This is a genomic window from Exiguobacterium sp. PHA03, from assembly GCF_041945985.1.
Lineage (GTDB): Bacteria > Bacillota > Bacilli > Exiguobacteriales > Exiguobacteriaceae > Exiguobacterium_A.
The window spans coordinates 797,583-814,041 of record NZ_JAUTYQ010000001.1 but is presented as its reverse complement, the minus strand read 5'-3'; the positions used below and the strand labels follow the sequence as shown (position 1 = coordinate 814,041).

The window sequence follows — 16,459 nt, the reverse complement described above, 5'->3', positions numbered from 1 at the left end:
AAAACGGCACTCCGTTTATCGGAATGCCGTCCCTCACTTAAATTGCTTTTGTAAAATCTCGCGCTGTCTCCGTTAACGACGATGCTGCACTTTGCACGTCATGGAAGCGATCGACCGTTTCCGCGACGACCGTGACGCTTGCTTGTGCATCCGACGTTGCTTGCGTCATCGCACGGGCAATCCGCTGTAGTTCATCGTTCATTCGCTGTGTCGTTTGCCGGACATCAACGACGGCTTGCTCGACGAGTTTCGAGAGATTGCGGACCTCTGTCGCGACGACATTGAACCCTTTCCCGTGTTCACCGGCTCGTGCTGCTTCAATCGAGGCATTGAGTGACAAGAGATTCGTCTGGGACGCGATCGTTTTAATCGTCTCGGTCACTTGGGCGATATCTTGCGCCTGGCGCTGCAAGCGTTCAATCGTCTGATGGTTATCACGGGTCGTCTCAGCCATCTGCTCGATTGTTTGCCGTAACGCATTGCTCTCCCGCTCGCCATGCGTCGACCGCGTGTTCAGATCACTGGCGATCGCATCAAACGAAGTCGCGAATTGTTGAATCGTCTGCTGACGATCGGTGATATCGGAGGCAATCTTCAAGACACCGGTCACTTCCGTTCCATCGTAAATCGGCATATAGGTCGCTTCTAGCCAAATCGATTGACCATACGCATCGATCCGTTCAATTTTATCTGCCGTACTGAAGCCACTAAACAGCTTCTGCCAAAATGCTTGGTAACTGTCACTCATTGCAAACTCCGTCGTGCAGAAGAGATGGTGCTGCATCCCGATCATCTCTTCTCGTTTATACTTCATCGTCTTTGCGAACAAACCATTGACATCGACGACACGACGTTGCCGATCGAATCGAATCATCGCGACGTTATCTCGCAGGGAGGCTACAATATCTTGGGATCCTAGGTCGGTTGAAAGTTGGGTGGTCATGATTACAAGCTCCTCTCGCCATCTACCTCCCGTTACAGGCTATCCAAGATATTACAAATCGGAATAGTATGAATTAAAGATATATGACTAAAATTTTTTCACTTCTTTTATTATTATCCAGAGAGAGTAAGAATGAAACATGATTTTCAGTGGATTTATTTCTTTCCTCTTTTTTGTTGTCTATATTTCCCGACCTGCTATACTTAAATCAAAACTTATTAAAATATTTTAATAAGTAATCCAAATTGGAGGTTTATCCTTTGACTGAAGTCCTCTCTCGTACGCGTCACGCTTTTTTGATCGACCATCTCGATACGATTCCGGTGATTCGGAACGTCCTAGACGTCAGTTTTCCGACTGCGAGCAAACAGATTGATCAGATGATCACTGCTCGGGAAATTGAAGAGACACCACTTGAATTGGTTCGCGGTGGTCGTCCGGCAAAACGGTATCGCTATCGCGTGAATCACTTTCACGGACTCGCTCTTTATCTCGAACGGACGTATCTGCAGTATCGCATCCACGACGTCGGTGGACATGTGATCGCAACGGATCGCCTGAACTTCGATTCGACGGATCATGGATCTGTTTTATTGAGCACGCTGACAGCATTACTTAACGATCATCCACGTATTCAGACGCTTGCGATTGGTGTCGCCGGTGCCGTTGATACGACTGGCACAATCCTATTCGCCCCGGATTATCCGACGCTAGACGGTCGCCCCTTACAACAAGAACTGACTGAACGGTTCGGGCGACCCGTCATCGTCGAAAATGATATGAACGCTGCGGTCCGTGCGCAAGCTTCTGATAACGAGACGACCGTCTATATGTATCTCGGAATGAACGGACCGGGAGCCGGTGTCGCCGTTTCAGGTAATGTCGTCCACGGAGCGCATCACTTCGCTGGAGAGATCTCGTTCATCCCGTTTGACGACAAGCGAAATGTCGGACAAGCCCTCGCGACGACTACACCACACTCTGACGACTGGTATGAGGCGTTAAGTCGAATCATCCTCTCGTTTAGCGCCACCTTAAATCCGGATGTCATCTTGTTCGCAGCGTCAGATGTCTCGGATGACGGGTTAGCTCGATTGACGGATCGATGCGCCAAGCGCTTTCCGCTCAGCAAATTACCTCAGTTGCGAAAAGGCGACTGGGAAACCGATTATTTAGATGGTTTGATGCAACTCAGCATCCAGTCATTCATTGAACAAATTCCGTTAGGAGGTCTCGCCCGATGACCCGTCTACTATTACCTTTGATTTATCTCGCTTTCATCAGTCTTGGTCTTCCGGATGCGTTACTCGGTACGGCGTGGCCTGTGATGCGGCTCGATCTCGACGCCCCGCTCGACATGGCAGGTTGGCTCTTCATGACGATCGCTGCCGGAACGATCGTCTCGAGTCTGTTTAGCGGTCGACTGATCGAACGTTATTCAACAGGTCCGATCACGGCAGCTTCTGCCGGTTTGACGGCTCTGGCATTGATTGGTTTTTACGTTGCTCCGTCCTTGATTTGGCTCTTCGTCCTTGCGATTCCGCTCGGACTGGGCGCTGGAGTCGTCGACGCGGCGTTGAATCATTTTGTTGCCACGCATTATCAAGCGCATCATATGAACTGGCTCCATTGCTTCTGGGGCATCGGTGCGACAGCTGGTCCACTCATCATGGCTGGCGTATTGCTCGATTCCGGTTGGCGTGTTGGTTACCTCGTCGTCGGCGTATTGCAACTCGTTTTGATGATCATCTTGATCGTCAGCTTACCCCTCTGGAAGCGGGCTCCGAAACACGTGTCTGAACAGGTTCAGACCGTGAGTACGTCGTCAGGAAAACCACGCGGATTGATTGCCGCTCTCGCAGCGTTTTGCTTTTATTGCGGCGTCGAAGCGGTCGTCGGGCTGTGGGGCAGCAGTTATCTCGTCCAAGTCCGGTCCTTTTCCGTAACATCAGCAGCGACGTGGATTTCCGTCTACTACGGAAGTATCACCGCGGGGCGCTTCATCAGTGGTTTTCTATCGCTGCGCTGGTCGAATCGTCGTTTGATTCGTGTCGGTCAATGGACGGCATTCGTCGGAGCCGCCTGTTTCATCCTCGCACCTACTGCCTGGATGCCGCTTGGTTTCGTACTTGTCGGGCTTGGTCTCGCACCGATTTATCCGGCAATGCTCCATGAGACGCCGGTTCGCTTCGGGGAGGCCGCGGCGCAACGGCTGATGGGGGTACAAATGGCATTCGCCTATACCGGTAGTACCTTCATGCCGCCATTGTTCGGATGGCTGGCGACGTCCTACTCCTTATCGTTGTTCCATTGGTTCACGATCAGTCTCATCTTCTTGATGCTGATCGCTACGGAAGGATTGAACCGGATGTTATTCAGACAGCGATTGGCAAAAGCGTCTTGAAAAAAGGAGGAATGGAGATGAAGATTGAACATATCGCCCTTTGGGTGGCAGACCTGGAAGGGATGCGTCAATTCTACGAAACACATTTTGATGCTACGACAGGCGAGCGATATCATAATCCGATGAAAGGGTTCACGTCATATTTCCTGACGTTCTCGAGTGGTGCGCGTCTTGAATTGATGCAACGGACGGATATCACGGAACGGACGATGAATGCGCTCGGTTATGCCCACCTCGCCTTTTCGCTCGGCAGTAAACAAGCAGTCGATGACTGGACAGCTCGGTTACAGGATGAAGGTATACAACATCTTGACGGTCCTCGGACGACGGGTGACGGGTATTATGAAAGTACGATCGCGGACCCGGAAGGTAATGTGATTGAATTGACGGTCTAATAGATGAAACGAAACAATCCCTCATTCTGATTAGAGTGAGGGATTGTTTGTCGGTCGATGACTGCTCAACGGTTTCCTGCTTGTTGGTATTTCTCTTGACGAGCAGACTTCCGACGATTGATCATTCGTTCAAATACGAGAAGAGATCCTACTGGGTAGAACAATAAGAAGATTACTTTCAATAGAATCTCCGTATCCATCCACGCTGAAAATGGTGGCAAGATGCCAAATAGAAGAAGAATTAATAATGTCAGAACTCCTCCTAACAGCAGATGCAGGACGATCGACCATCTACGCTTATGCTTTTGCTGACTCACGATATATTCAATCCCTAATGATAGCGGTGTCCCGATACCTAAAAAAATCAAACTCGTATAAAAGACCGTCACGACATAGACCTCGATCAGAACGAAGATCGTCATGAACAGATTTTCTTCAACACTCCCGAGGTTCACTGGATTCATCAATAAATAGATGAATCCAAAATGAAGACTCATCAACAGAATTGCCTTCATTTTCTGCAATACTCGCTTTTTCATAGATGCCTCCCCCTTTCGAAAATAGTAAAAGACAGTAAAAGCCTCTATGAACTGAGGTTCCTACTGTCTTTATCGTTCGATTCACCTATCTTAACATAACGTATAGTTCTGTAAAACATTGACAACGTTCGTTTAATAATTCATCCATTACATTTCAGAAAAACAGTCGCTCATCCTAGTCCATTTATTTGGTAAATATGTAAATTGACTAATTTTTCAGTTATTAACTTTCTCTTTTCATTTTATCCATGGTTATAATTAGGTAGGTATTGGATTTATTTACTTACATATGTAATTTAAATCGTCATTAAGGAGGTTTTACGTATGACCAATTCGTTACACGCATTCAGTCATACTTCACTTCAGTCGATGCTTAACGCAAGATCGATTCATCGAAATCCGTTAATAACGAGACCGTACATTCAAACGCAGGAGGTTTTTGCCGATGCTTAAGTTCATCTGGAATTCCTGGTGGCGCAATAAAGAGCGCTTCATCCTGCTGCTCGTCGGTGTCCTGATCGTCAGTAACGGACTGAGTTATTTGATCGGTACGACGCAAGCCAATAACGGGACTGTCGTCGATGAGCTACAAAAGCGTTGGGGATCTTCTTACGACATCGTCGTCCGCCCGGAAGGCAGCCGGAGCGTAACGGAAGACTTGAAGTTACTTGAGCCCAACTATATGAGTGGTCTCGATGGTGGGATCACCCGCAAACAATACGAGACGATCAAAAAAGTCACTGACGTCGAGGTCGCTGCCCCGATCGCGATGATCGGCTACAATCAAACAGTTTCGAGTGTCGGTACGCACACGATCGATCAAGAAGGGATTTATAAACTGACGATCAAAGATACGCAAGATACCGGATTACAAAACGAATCATCGAGTGGGGTCACCTACTTAGCAGCAGGATGGGAACCCACAGGGGATGCAAAAAAATCAGGGGTGTCTCCCCTCCTCCTTGGAAAGCAGCCACTTTTTGAGTATGGGAGCCAAGTCATGATTGCAGGGGTTGATCCCGAAGCGGAAGCCGCACTCGTCGGCTTGGACCAAGCGACGACAAAAGGAACCTATAGTAACTATTTTTCAAAAGATGATCAGGTCATCTCGTTCGGGGAAGACGGTGTTCAAATCCCAATCTTGTTGAACAATCGTGAATATGTCGATGCGTCACGCATCTACACGTACGAAAAAGTCGAGCTTCCATCTAAAAAGAAATCCATCAACGACATGGTACAACAAGTCGAACAAAAAGGCGGAAAAGAATACTTAGACTCCTTACCGACAAGCGATGCGAAACGTTATACGATCACGACACAAGATGTCCAGAAGAAGCTCGTCAATGATATTTTGAAACACACGTTACCGACCGCTGAAGAGACGAACAGCAATTCCTTTACATGGATTGCCTTAAAACCGTCTCCGATCGACTACCGTTCGATCAAAAGTCCTTACGCTTCACGTTGGCCGTTCACTTATCAAGTCCAACCAAAACAAGTCGACCAAGATTCCTTGCTCGCTAAACGCAGCATGTACCGGGAAGCGAGGCTGTTCGGAAAAGATAGCGTGGATTGGCCCAAAGTCAACTTGAACTATATTGGGGTCTTCGATCCGAAGAAATTGAATATCTCGAAAGACCCGCTGACAGAACTGCCGATGGAGACGTACTTCCCGTCGAAAGCTCAGTGGGTGATGGACAAGAATGAACGTCCCGTCAATCCGGTCCGAGACGTCAAACCAACGAATGATCCGTATGATTTTCTGACAAAACCACCATCGATGCTGACGACGCTCGATGCCGCATTCAAGATTCGTGGCGACAAAGCGATTTCAGCCATCCGCGTCAACGTCAAAGGTGTCGAGACGATGAACGCTGCTAGCGAGAAGAAGCTCCAGCAAGTCGCAACAGAAATCGAACAGAAGACCGGACTGATCACGGACGTGACACTCGGTTCCTCGCCGCAGCTCGCCTTGACCTATTTACCGGGACTAAAAGACGAATCAGCGCTCGGCTGGGTCCAACAACCGTGGATCAAGCTCGGGTCCTCGATCGCCATTTTCCAAGAAGCAAAAGTCGGGATGAGCGGCATCATCGCTAGTGTCATCGCCGTTGCACTCGTCTATGTCTTCAGCTCGAATATCATCTTGCTGTATACGCGAAAAAAAGAGTTTGCGATTTTACTTTCGCTCGGTTGGCGTCCGCATCAACTCTCGAAACTGCTGTTCCTCGAAGCAACGATACTCGGTACACTCGTCGTCTTGATTGCTTGGACGATTCTCGGTTCGTTTTGGGTCACAACGGATAACCCGATCGCAATCGGTCGGATTTTATTGATTGGTCTTGCTGGTTTACTCATTTACTGGGGTGGATCGCTCGTGCCGATGACGCTCATCCGACGGATCAAACCGTACGAAAGCATGTGTTCCGGTGAAGTCTCAAAAGGTCGTCGTTTCGTTCGCGCGCGTAGCGTGCTCGGGATGAGCATCAATCAGCTCGTCACGTACTGGCAACGGACAGGACTCTCGGTCGTCGCGATCGCCTTACCGACGAGTCTGTTTATCTTCTTCCTGTTCATCACGTTCCGACTCAAAGGCGTCTTGTACGCAACGTGGCTCGGAGAATATGTCGCGCTTGAAGTCGGCACGATGCATTACGTCGCGATGGGTGTCGCTCTACTGATCGCCATCCTGACGACGACGGAGATCATGTGGCAAAACGTTAATGAACGCAAGAGTCAGCTTGCTGTTCTTAAAGCGACGGGCTGGCAAGACGTGCAAATCCGTTTACTTGTATTGAGTGAAGGGATGATGACAGGACTCTGTGCTGGTGTGATTGGTCTTTTGACTGCACTTGGGATGATCGGCTTCGTTTACGGACAATTCCCGGTTCAAGAGCTCGGTTTCCTTAGCATCATGCTCTTGATTCCGGTGATCACTGGCGTATTAGGTGCCTTGCTTCCTGCCGAGCGTGCCGTCCGCATCACACCGAATGCGGCACTCGGTAGCATCGTCGAAAATACGCAAGCAACAGAACGGCGCTTTAAATGGGCTCTCGGATCGATTGCTGCTTCCTTGTGTATCGGAGTGGCAAGCCTGTTCTTGTTCGCCTCAACGGAATCCTCAACGACAGCACCACAGAGTGCTCCTCAGCAACAAACGAACGGTCAAAAATTAAAGGATTTGGCTTCTGATCCAAAAACATCCGCTGACAAGAAAACAACCAAGCAGGAGGCGGCACTTAAAAAACTGATGAAGAAAGGAGTCATCCAAACGTATCCGGGCGATCCGGAAGCAACTTCTGAACTGTTCTATGCTAAATCACTCATTCCAACACCGAAAGAACTCGATTTAAAGGAAAAGAGCGGTTATCGGTTCGTTACGGTTCCTGTTGTCATGTACGATCCCGATAATAGAGTAAAAGGCGCTTATGCTATTTACCGACCTGGCACCTTTACATTGACGTCGCTCGACGGAAAAGAATATGAAACCGTTGATTACGTCAATCATAATAAGAAAGCATTCAGAAACAGTTATCAGTATCTCTCACCATATAAGTCAACCGTTGATTTAGTCTATCAAGTTCCTGATGACCAGAAGGTATTCGTTCTCTTTGCTGCGGATGAAGCTTTTCCAAAGAATACGACAGTGAAGGTTGAACTCGATTAAAATGAACGGAATATAAATCTAGCTCGTAACACGTAAATGAGAGTAGCCTCTGTTTCATCAAAACAGAGGCTACTCTCTTTTATATAAAAACAATCTCTTTTAAGATCGTCTTCATGTGAAACGATATGTATGACTTTACAGCGTATCGTGGACTCGCATTCGTTCTAGTTCTTTTTCTTGATTCTTTTTTAAAGCTTTTCGACCACGCGACCATTGTTCCCAAAGTGAAATCAACCCGATTCCTAAAATCAACACGTAGGCTAATAGGCTATTATATCTACCATCAAAGTAACGCCACGTCATCACGATCACTAAAATGATCGGCATGATGATACCGAGATACGGATTGTGACGACTCGATAAAAAATATTGTATTCCTAAACAGATACTGATAAGTAGAGCAGAAACGAAGAAATTCATTGATTGTTACCCCTCTCAAGTCGATATTTTTCGATGATTTTTTTGGCATCTTCAATCGTGACCCGGTCTTCGATGGCCATTTGTTTAATGTATGCGATGAACGGTTCATTCTCGATTTTCTCATTCACTTCGATTTTCTGAATGATACGATCGACACGAATTCGGACGGTCGGATAGGACACATCATAATGTTTTGCTAGTTCCTTCAAGGAACCTGAGCTTACGATGAATTTTTTCACGAATTCCACTTCTTCCAATTCTAGAGATAAAATCCAATCGGGAACATCATCTTTCTTCATTTACCATTTCCCTCCCATGTATTCACAATAGCATTTATTTAAATAAAGTTAAAGTATTTTTGATATTAATTAAACATTTAACCAATAAAAAATTAAAATATATTCATTTTCCCACTTGTCATAGAGATTCAAGTCATGGTAGTTTAGGAATGTCAAATCGGAAAAATAAGGAAAAGGAGTGTTTTACTTGAAAAGAACAACAGAGTACATATTTGCAGTCATCGGTATCGTTTTGTTTGGATCATTGTGCTTAGGCGGTTTTCTATTGTCTGGCTCGATTGCGGATCACGCTGGCATGAAAGATTTGGTCGATCAATTCATTCGCGATGAGAACATCACGGATGTCACGGCGAATCAAATCCTCACATCCTTTCAACAATTCTTCTTGTACCTTGGTGCCGTCTCGCTCTTATGTACATTAGGAGGCATCTTCTCAATCGTCCGGATTCGCAAAAACGGTTCTGCTGGAAAGCTATTGATCATTACAGCGATTCTCGGGGGAATCTTTACGTTACTCGCCGGCGCCTTCGGTTCAATCGCTTACTTGATTGCCGGTATCACGAATGTATCAAAGAATAAGAAGCTAGCGCGACAATATTAATCTTACTTAGAGAAAGGTGTGTCTACATATGTTTGCCATTACGCTTCGCGAATTCAAATCACTTTTTCAAAGCATCCGCGCCATCCTCATCATCGTCGTCTTGTTCGGCGTGACGACTGGTTCTGCTAAACTCGTCAGCCAGTTCAAAGGGCAACTCAGTGATCTTGGTCTAGGTAACAATGCGTATATCATCGGATTGATGTTACTTCTGTTTTTAGCTGCTCCTTTATTCGTGACAAGTATTTCTCATAGTAGTGTCAATAAAGAGATCGAGTCGAAGACGATTCGTTTTCTTGCAACAAAAACGTCCCGTGAAAACATCATTTTCGGGAAGTTTTTAGGCAACGTATCGTTTTGGGTCCTCTGCCTGACAGTTGCCCTCATATTAATCGTTCCCTTTTCAAAGTCGTTTCATTTCGTCGATTTGATTCAAAGCATCATCTTCGTCTCTTATTTCATTGGATTGTCGTTGTTTCTTTCAACAGTCGTCAATAATTCCTCGATGACGATGTTCGTCGGAATCTTCATCTCGATCGCGCTTCCGGTCATCGGGATGTGGAGTCTTATTTCGAAGAATGTCATCGTTGATACGTTGTCTTACTTAACGCCGTATTATTACTATACGCAAGAAAACACTGCTTATACTTACCTTGTTTTGATTCATATCGCTGTTTTCGTCTTGACGACTCTGATTATCTTTAAAAGGAGAGATCTCTGATGTTAGCCCTTCGTGCAACCAATTTAACGAAACAATACGGCAATAAGACCGTCGTCAACCAGTTGAATCTCGAGATCGAGCAAGGGGCCATCTTCGGATTCCTTGGTCAAAATGGCGCCGGTAAATCAACGTTCATCAATATGATCACTGGACTGGTCCGCCCGACGTCCGGAACATTCGAGTTACTCGGAGCGCCGAACGATTCCTTGAAAGATGTCCGGACACGGATTGGTGTTCTACCGGATTACTCGACCTTTTACGAAAACTTCACGGCGCTCGATCACTTGAAGTATTTCAGTAAAGTCCTTGGTCTGAAGACGACGATCAACGAGTTGAAGCAACTTCTGCGTGATGTACAACTCGAAGACGCGATCGATATGAAAACGAAGAACTACTCGTTCGGGATGAAAAAAAAGCTCGGCATTGCCCAAGCTTTAATCAATCGACCGGATATCTTATTTTTAGATGAACCGACATCTGGCGTTGATGCCAACTCGATTCTCGGAATTCACTCTTTGATTCGCAAGATTGCAGCAGACGGAACGACGATATTTCTAACGTCCCACAACTTGGACGAGGTCGAAAAACTATGTACGGAGATTGCAATCATGCAGGCTGGATCAATCCAAACGCAAGGTACGATGGAGGAGTTACGGGAACAATATGAGAAAAACATCACTGTTCATGTCAAACATGCGTTGCTCGACAATGAGATGCAACTACACTTGCAGTCCAAGTTGTCGACGCTTGCGAAAGACGTCAATGTCTCCCCGACTCAGTCAACGTTCATCGTCCAAAGTGAACAGGATATTGCGACAATCAATTCTTATCTTGTCTCACAACAGATCCATGTCTATCGACTCGAAGTAGAAGAAGCGTCCTTAGAAGAAATCTTCTTGAATCTAGGCACAGAAAGTCGCTCGGCTTAAACACTCGTTTTGAATCGATACATTATGAATTAAAAATCAGGCTTCCTAGCATCGTGAATATACGATGTCAGAAAGCCTGATTTATGTAGCTCAATTCTATTTTATATAAGATACCACTTTAAGGACCCGTACCGCAGGAAACAGCATACTTTTCCGCGTTTACTTTCTTTGAATAACAGATAAAAGGTGTTCCTCCCGTTTCACTTTTCCAATCATACCAAAACATATGATACCGTTCTGCAACAGGATCTTGTTCCGTAATGACCGCAAAGTAATTTTGATAGTAATAGCCTTGTTTGTATAGTTCGTGTCTAAGAGCACCTTTAGGCGTAGCATCTGTGAACAGAATAGGTGATAGTACCGGCATGAGTAATACAATGAGGGCTATAACTCCTAAAAATAGTACCAATACTTTCTTTTTCCTTTTTTTCTCAAAATTCGATTTACTCATTTTTATAACCTTTCCTTTTTTGGTTTTTTTTGTTATATAATAACATGAATCAAACAATAGAAAGAGGTCGCGATCGTGAAAAAAACTATTTTTTCATCCCTCACTTTAGGTGTCATCCTATATGCTGGTTTCTTATGGAGTAATGCGATTGCCGATTCTAATGTTGCACAAGAAAAATCTAAGAGTAGCATCACCGAGGAACAAGCCTTCAATTTTTTCACTACAGTGCTTGAGCAACAAAAAGCAGATTTCTTGAACAATACTCCGTTAGCGCATACTAACCTTTCAAAGTTATCTGAAGGGGACGAGGCCGTATTGATTTTTCTATCCACTACGGAAGTCGATAAAATTCAGCTGAATTCATTCAAATACAACATTTCTGATGTCAAAGTCTATTCAGAGAATCAAAAAAATTATGCTGAAGCGTATGTCACACGAACTTTTAACTTCGGAAAAAGTGGTCTTGAAACGGGTTTAGGTGATCAATTGGTACTTGAAATTCCATCACATGTAGACGATCAAAGCACATCGGTTTCTTCGAGTAAATTAACCATTGAATCGAATCCAAACGCTAATAACGTTTCAGTTGATGAATTTTTAGAAAAGTATAAAGAGGAAGTAGAAAAATCAAACCAACTTGTAGCCAAATAAATATAGAAAGATGTCGCCATGATTCGTCAAGTGCGTACTTCTTTCCTTTCATAAAAATGGAGTCCTTCGCGTAATCGCTAGGACTCCATTTTGGTAGATCGAACATCATGCCGTCCGTTCTCTCCGTAAAAGATACAGGAAATACGGCACACCGATGATCGCTGTGATCAATCCGGCTGGTACTTCAAGTGGTGGATGTATCCCTCGACCGAGTGCATCCGCGACGACGAGTAACCCTCCGCCGAGCAACAGCGCCATCGGCAACACAGCAAGATGCTTATGACCAACGAGACGCCGTGCCATATGTGGCGCAATCAGTCCGATGAAACCAATCGCACCGACCGTCGCGACGGCAACACCAGCTAGAATGACCGCGAGCGCCAAGAAGATGTGCCGCGTCCGCTGAATTGGTAACCCAAGACCGATACTGACTTCTTCACTGAGTGATAAGACATCGAGTTGACGATGGCGATAGAAGATGATTGCACCAATCACGACGAGCACGGGCGCTAAGATCATCACTTCCTGCCACCCTTTCCCGAACAGACTCCCAGCGAGCCAGACGAGTGAATCGTTTGTCTGAAGTGGAAACTTGATCAACAAGCATTCCGTCCCGGAGGCACAAATCGCACTGACCGCGATTCCAAGTAACGCAAACGAACTACGAGAGACATTCCCGCCCCGCTCAAGCATCATTAAGGCGATCATGACAAGTGCTGCTCCGATGAAAGCAGCGATTGGTGTTAACAAGAGCGGACCATCCGGCACGAGGGCAATCGTTAAAACGGCGAACAGTGACGCACCATTCGTCACACCGATCACGTCAGGCGAAATCAATGGATTACGGATGACACTTTGTAAGATGACTCCGGCAAGTGAGAAACTCGCACCTGCTAAGAAAGCAAGGACAGTTCGCGGCAGACGGTAATTTTGGACGATGAAGGCATCCTTTCCACCAAAGAACGACTGCCATAGTTCCGATAACGATAACTGAATCGAGCCGACCGACAGTAAGGCAAAACTCGCGAAGAACACGAGCACCGCAACAATCAAAATCCGACGCATGTCTTTCATCGTAATCCCCCTTTCATCTGACGACGTGCCAGAACAAGGAAGAATGGTGCACCGAGCAATGACGTCACGATGCCGACCGGTGACTCATACGGATAGGCGATGAACCGCGCGAGGACATCGGCATACGTCAGCAGAAGTCCACCGATGACGGCAGCGACCGGCAGAACGATCCGGTAATCTTCCCCGACGAGGCGCCGCGTGATGTGCGGAACCATTAATCCAATGAAACCGATCGCTCCGGCGACGGCAACGGTGACGCCTGCGAGTAAGACGACACTGATGCCGGCAAGCAAACGGATTCGCGTCACTTTTTGCCCGAGACCGACCGCGACGTCTTGCCCCAGTTGGAAGACAGCGAGCGATTTCGCGAGACTCGCCGCAAGAAGCAAACCAGCAATCGACCATGGGAGGACGATCCGTAGTTCAAGCCAGCTCGCGTCACTGAGCGAACCGGACAACCAGTACAAGACGTTCGTGATCCGGTCGTTAAAGAGAATCAAGCCTTTCGTCAGCGACGTCAACAAGAGATGAATCGCCATCCCGACGAGGGCAAGTTTTAATGCTGTCATCCCGCGAACGGAGGCGAACGAAAAGACAAGCACTCCACCGACTAAGGCACCGGCAAAGGCGAAGTAGATCAAATTTGCCGTTCCGAGCGACGGAAAGACGAGCAGGCTTAAGACGACGAGAAATGACGCACCGGCATTGACACCAAAGACTTGCGGTGAAGCGAGCGGATTTCGTGTCACGGCTTGCATGATTGCCCCTGCAACGGCAAGATTCGCTCCGAGCAACAATCCGAGTAAGAGCCGCGGTAAGCGCAGATTTGTCAGGACGAGTCCTGCTTTTGATGTCGTGCCACTGATCCACTCCTGGACTAAGTGAATCGGATTCATCTGTGTGATGCCAAAGAACAGGCTACTATAAACCGCCAAGCAACCGAGTAATATGAGTACAAAAATCAGACGTTTCCGCTGCACCGGATGGTTCCCCTTTCATCAAGACGAAAAGCCAGATTGCTCCGGCTTTTGTCGTTCATTATTTCTGTTGTAACAATTGAATCGCTTCGTCAACGATCTGTTCTGCAGCGTCAAGTCCTCGATAGCGTGTCCAAAGGTCACGATTGACTTCATAAACTTCTTTGTTCTTAACCGCTGTGATCTGATTCCAGAGCGGGTTGTTTTTCCACTCCTTCAGCAGTTTCGGATCGGCTTCCGCCATGAAGATGACGTCCGGATCCCATTTGACCATCTGCTCTAACGTAATCGTAACGGTAGGTTCCGCTGTTTTCGTAACAGCGTTCTCGATACCGATCTTCTCGAGTAATTCACCATCAAACGACGTCTCACCGTGTGCCGTCAGTGAATCGGCGCGGAAGACACCAACCATCACTTTTCGGTCGTCGTTTGGATCCACCTTTTTCTTCGCTACATTCAATCGTTCTTCATGCAGGGCAAGTCGGTCATCCATCTGTTTAGTTTTCCCGACTGCTTCCGCAATCGTCTTGAACGATTCGATGTTCTCTTCGTACGTCGCATTCCGACTCTTCAAGATGATCGTCGGTGCGATTTTTTGCAGTTGCTTGTAGATTCCTTTATGGCGGTTGAAGTCGCCGATGATTAAATCCGGCTGCAAGGAACTGATTACTTCAAGATTCGGTTGTTGACGTGTACCGACTTCCGTGAACGCGATCTCTTTTCCGAGTAATCCGGAGACATCGGTCTTATTTTCTTGTGCGATTCCGACTGGTGTAATCCCAAGTTCGTCTAACGCATCAACGAATGAGTATTCAAGTGCGACGACCTTCTTCGGGTGCTCCGGCACTTTCGTTTTTCCTGCCTCATGCGTAATCGTCCGCGTCTTTTCGCTTGTTTGTTCTGCTTGACCTGAACAGGCCGCAAGCATCAAACTACTCAACACGAGGAGCGTCAACGCTGTCATCCAAGTTTTCCGTCTCATGATGAGACCTCCTTTAGTTCGTGATTCGACATTGAGAATCATTCTTAATTAATCCTGTTTCAGCATATCAAAGATTCCCATCGAACAAAAGGGTTATCCTTATTTTCAGATAATATATGCTCAAATCCACATTTTCTGAAGCAATATGGGATAATCAGGTAGTATATAAAGGAGGGATTACAGATGGATTGGATGAAGGACTTGGAACAACGGCTCGGATTTCCGCTCGAGACGATCACGTTTGATCAGTTACCTCGCTTACTCGAAGCCTTTGCCTACCAGTTACCGTTTGAGAATACGACTGTCCTTGAGAAACGAATCCGTCCGTTTAACGACGAGCGCTTCATTGAAACGTTTCTGACGGAGCGACGTGGTGGTGTCTGTTATGACTTGAACGGACTGCTGCACCGGGTCCTACAAGAACTAAATTGTCCCGTTCGCCTCGTACAAGCGACCGTCTATGATCAGAAATCAGCAGCCTGGTCAGCGACGGGACCGACACACGTTGCAATCATTTGGAATGAGACACACCTACTTGATACCGGCTTCGGTGTCAATTTACCGCTCGTTCCGGTTCCCTTGAGTGGGGAGACGGTTCATTCCGCTAGCGGTAGTTACCGGATTGGCAAAGGTGACGTTCTCGAAATGCAGCGGACAGGACAAGCCGAGTTCGTGACTGGCTACAAGTTCGACCGTGAGAAGGCAATTACAAAGGGTGACTTATCGAAGATGGAACAGATCATCCAGCAGAGCGAAGCTTCACCGTTCAACAAAGGTCGTCTCATCGCAATGCGGACTCCAAGCGGTCAAAAGACGTTGACCGAACGGACGTTACGAATCGAAGACACGACGACGACCGAATTGCCGGTCGCAGGTCCCGCTCAATTCGAGATGCTGTATCAGACTCACTTTTTAGGACAGGAGTAATGAACATGGATCGATATACGCTTTGTTTAATTCGCCACGCGGATAGTTTTTTACTCTTCAACCGCCAAAAACGACCAGCGATGGGCATGTGGAACGGTGTCGGCGGCAAGATTGAACCGGGCGAGACACCGGAAGTTGCTGTCATCCGCGAGACGTTCGAAGAGACGGGCATCACGCTCAATAAAGTGACAGCAAAAGGCATCGTTCGCTTACACGGGGAAGAAACGTCTGGCATGTATCTCTATCTTGCTGAACTAGAAGACCGCCCGTTTCCGACACCGGTCATGACGATCGAAGGTATCCTTGATTGGAAAACACTCGACTGGATCTTAAACGATGAAAACATAGGAATCATCAGCAATCTCCGGCATTACTTACCGGTCGCTTTGTCGACGGATCAACCGTTGTTGCATGACTTCCATTACGATGGACATACAATCACTGCTTACGAGACACACGAATTGATCGAGACATAAACAGAA

General features: G+C 46.8%; 18 protein-coding genes. 10 read left to right on the top strand and 8 right to left on the bottom strand.

Annotated elements, in window-relative coordinates:
* Window positions 1-37: 37 nt before the first annotated feature.
* The gene (locus Q7C19_RS04300; protein WP_375091723.1) at window positions 38-943 is read right to left on the bottom strand and encodes a methyl-accepting chemotaxis protein; all 906 of its coding nucleotides are present in this window, start codon (window positions 941-943) and stop codon (window positions 38-40) included.
* Between the two features lie 260 nt (window positions 944-1,203).
* Between Q7C19_RS04300 and Q7C19_RS04295 the strand changes: the two genes are divergently transcribed.
* From Q7C19_RS04295 to Q7C19_RS04285, 3 genes are read left to right on the top strand one after another with little or no spacing between them, the layout of a single operon-like run.
* Entirely contained in the window at window positions 1,204-2,187 is a 984-nt protein-coding gene (locus Q7C19_RS04295) for an ROK family protein (RefSeq protein WP_375091722.1), read from the top strand.
* A complete protein-coding gene (locus Q7C19_RS04290) occupies window positions 2,184-3,347 on the top strand; it encodes an MFS transporter (protein WP_375091721.1) in 1,164 nt (387 codons plus the stop codon). The genes Q7C19_RS04295 and Q7C19_RS04290 overlap by 4 nt, the downstream gene beginning before the upstream one ends.
* A 17-nt stretch (window positions 3,348-3,364) precedes the next feature.
* A complete protein-coding gene (locus Q7C19_RS04285; protein WP_290773163.1) occupies window positions 3,365-3,742 on the top strand; it encodes a VOC family protein in 378 nt (125 codons plus the stop codon).
* Between the two features lie 65 nt (window positions 3,743-3,807).
* Here the strand turns inward: Q7C19_RS04285 and Q7C19_RS04280 are convergent, their stop codons facing one another.
* Window positions 3,808-4,281, bottom strand: a complete 474-nt coding sequence (locus Q7C19_RS04280; protein WP_375091720.1) for a hypothetical protein — start codon at window positions 4,279-4,281, stop codon at window positions 3,808-3,810.
* A 445-nt stretch (window positions 4,282-4,726) separates the two neighbouring features.
* Between Q7C19_RS04280 and Q7C19_RS04275 the strand changes: the two genes are divergently transcribed.
* Entirely contained in the window at window positions 4,727-7,948 is a 3,222-nt protein-coding gene (locus Q7C19_RS04275; protein ID WP_375091719.1) for an ABC transporter permease, read from the top strand.
* A 135-nt stretch (window positions 7,949-8,083) separates the two neighbouring features.
* Here the strand turns inward: Q7C19_RS04275 and Q7C19_RS04270 are convergent, their stop codons facing one another.
* On the bottom strand, window positions 8,084-8,368 hold the full coding sequence (locus tag Q7C19_RS04270; protein ID WP_035408095.1) for a hypothetical protein: 285 nt from the start codon (window positions 8,366-8,368) through the stop codon (window positions 8,084-8,086).
* Window positions 8,365-8,667, bottom strand: coding sequence for a DUF2089 family protein (locus Q7C19_RS04265; protein WP_375091718.1), 303 nt, complete (start codon window positions 8,665-8,667; stop codon window positions 8,365-8,367). Before Q7C19_RS04265 ends, Q7C19_RS04270 begins: the two co-directional genes overlap by 4 nt.
* 187 nt (window positions 8,668-8,854) lie before the next feature.
* Here Q7C19_RS04265 and Q7C19_RS04260 point away from each other — a divergent pair, with 187 nt between their 5' ends.
* The 3 genes from Q7C19_RS04260 to Q7C19_RS04250 are packed head-to-tail and all read left to right on the top strand — an operon-like array spanning window position 8,855 to window position 10,915.
* Window positions 8,855-9,268 (top strand): DUF4064 domain-containing protein, encoded by a 414-nt coding sequence (locus Q7C19_RS04260; RefSeq protein WP_056061264.1) that lies wholly within the window; start codon window positions 8,855-8,857, stop codon window positions 9,266-9,268.
* A 28-nt stretch (window positions 9,269-9,296) separates the two neighbouring features.
* Window positions 9,297-9,986 (top strand): ABC transporter permease, encoded by a 690-nt coding sequence (locus Q7C19_RS04255; RefSeq protein ID WP_290750222.1) that lies wholly within the window; start codon window positions 9,297-9,299, stop codon window positions 9,984-9,986.
* Window positions 9,986-10,915, top strand: a complete 930-nt coding sequence (locus Q7C19_RS04250) for an ABC transporter ATP-binding protein (protein WP_375091717.1) — start codon at window positions 9,986-9,988, stop codon at window positions 10,913-10,915. The genes Q7C19_RS04255 and Q7C19_RS04250 overlap by 1 nt, the downstream gene beginning before the upstream one ends.
* 118 nt (window positions 10,916-11,033) lie before the next feature.
* On the opposite strand, the gene Q7C19_RS04245 is transcribed toward Q7C19_RS04250, so the two are convergent.
* Window positions 11,034-11,366, bottom strand: a complete 333-nt coding sequence (locus Q7C19_RS04245) for a hypothetical protein (RefSeq protein WP_375091716.1) — start codon at window positions 11,364-11,366, stop codon at window positions 11,034-11,036.
* 75 nt (window positions 11,367-11,441) lie between these two features.
* Between Q7C19_RS04245 and Q7C19_RS04240 the strand changes: the two genes are divergently transcribed.
* A complete protein-coding gene (locus Q7C19_RS04240) occupies window positions 11,442-12,017 on the top strand; it encodes a hypothetical protein (protein ID WP_375091715.1) in 576 nt (191 codons plus the stop codon).
* Between the two features lie 105 nt (window positions 12,018-12,122).
* On the opposite strand, the gene Q7C19_RS04235 is transcribed toward Q7C19_RS04240, so the two are convergent.
* From Q7C19_RS04235 to Q7C19_RS04225, 3 genes are read right to left on the bottom strand one after another with little or no spacing between them, the layout of a single operon-like run.
* Window positions 12,123-13,091, bottom strand: coding sequence for a FecCD family ABC transporter permease (locus Q7C19_RS04235; RefSeq protein WP_375091714.1), 969 nt, complete (start codon window positions 13,089-13,091; stop codon window positions 12,123-12,125).
* Window positions 13,088-14,071: a FecCD family ABC transporter permease gene (locus Q7C19_RS04230; protein WP_290773181.1), complete on the bottom strand. Its 984-nt coding sequence runs from the start codon at window positions 14,069-14,071 to the stop codon at window positions 13,088-13,090. The genes Q7C19_RS04235 and Q7C19_RS04230 overlap by 4 nt, the downstream gene beginning before the upstream one ends.
* A 58-nt stretch (window positions 14,072-14,129) precedes the next feature.
* A complete protein-coding gene (locus Q7C19_RS04225; RefSeq protein WP_375091713.1) occupies window positions 14,130-15,050 on the bottom strand; it encodes an ABC transporter substrate-binding protein in 921 nt (306 codons plus the stop codon).
* Between the two features lie 183 nt (window positions 15,051-15,233).
* On the opposite strand from Q7C19_RS04225, the gene Q7C19_RS04220 reads away from it, so the two are divergent.
* Both Q7C19_RS04220 and Q7C19_RS04215 read left to right on the top strand, forming a co-directional pair.
* Window positions 15,234-15,977 (top strand): arylamine N-acetyltransferase family protein, encoded by a 744-nt coding sequence (locus Q7C19_RS04220; RefSeq protein ID WP_290773187.1) that lies wholly within the window; start codon window positions 15,234-15,236, stop codon window positions 15,975-15,977.
* Between the two features lie 5 nt (window positions 15,978-15,982).
* A complete protein-coding gene (locus tag Q7C19_RS04215; protein WP_375091712.1) occupies window positions 15,983-16,453 on the top strand; it encodes an NUDIX hydrolase in 471 nt (156 codons plus the stop codon).
* The last annotated feature ends 6 nt before the right edge of the window (window positions 16,454-16,459 follow it).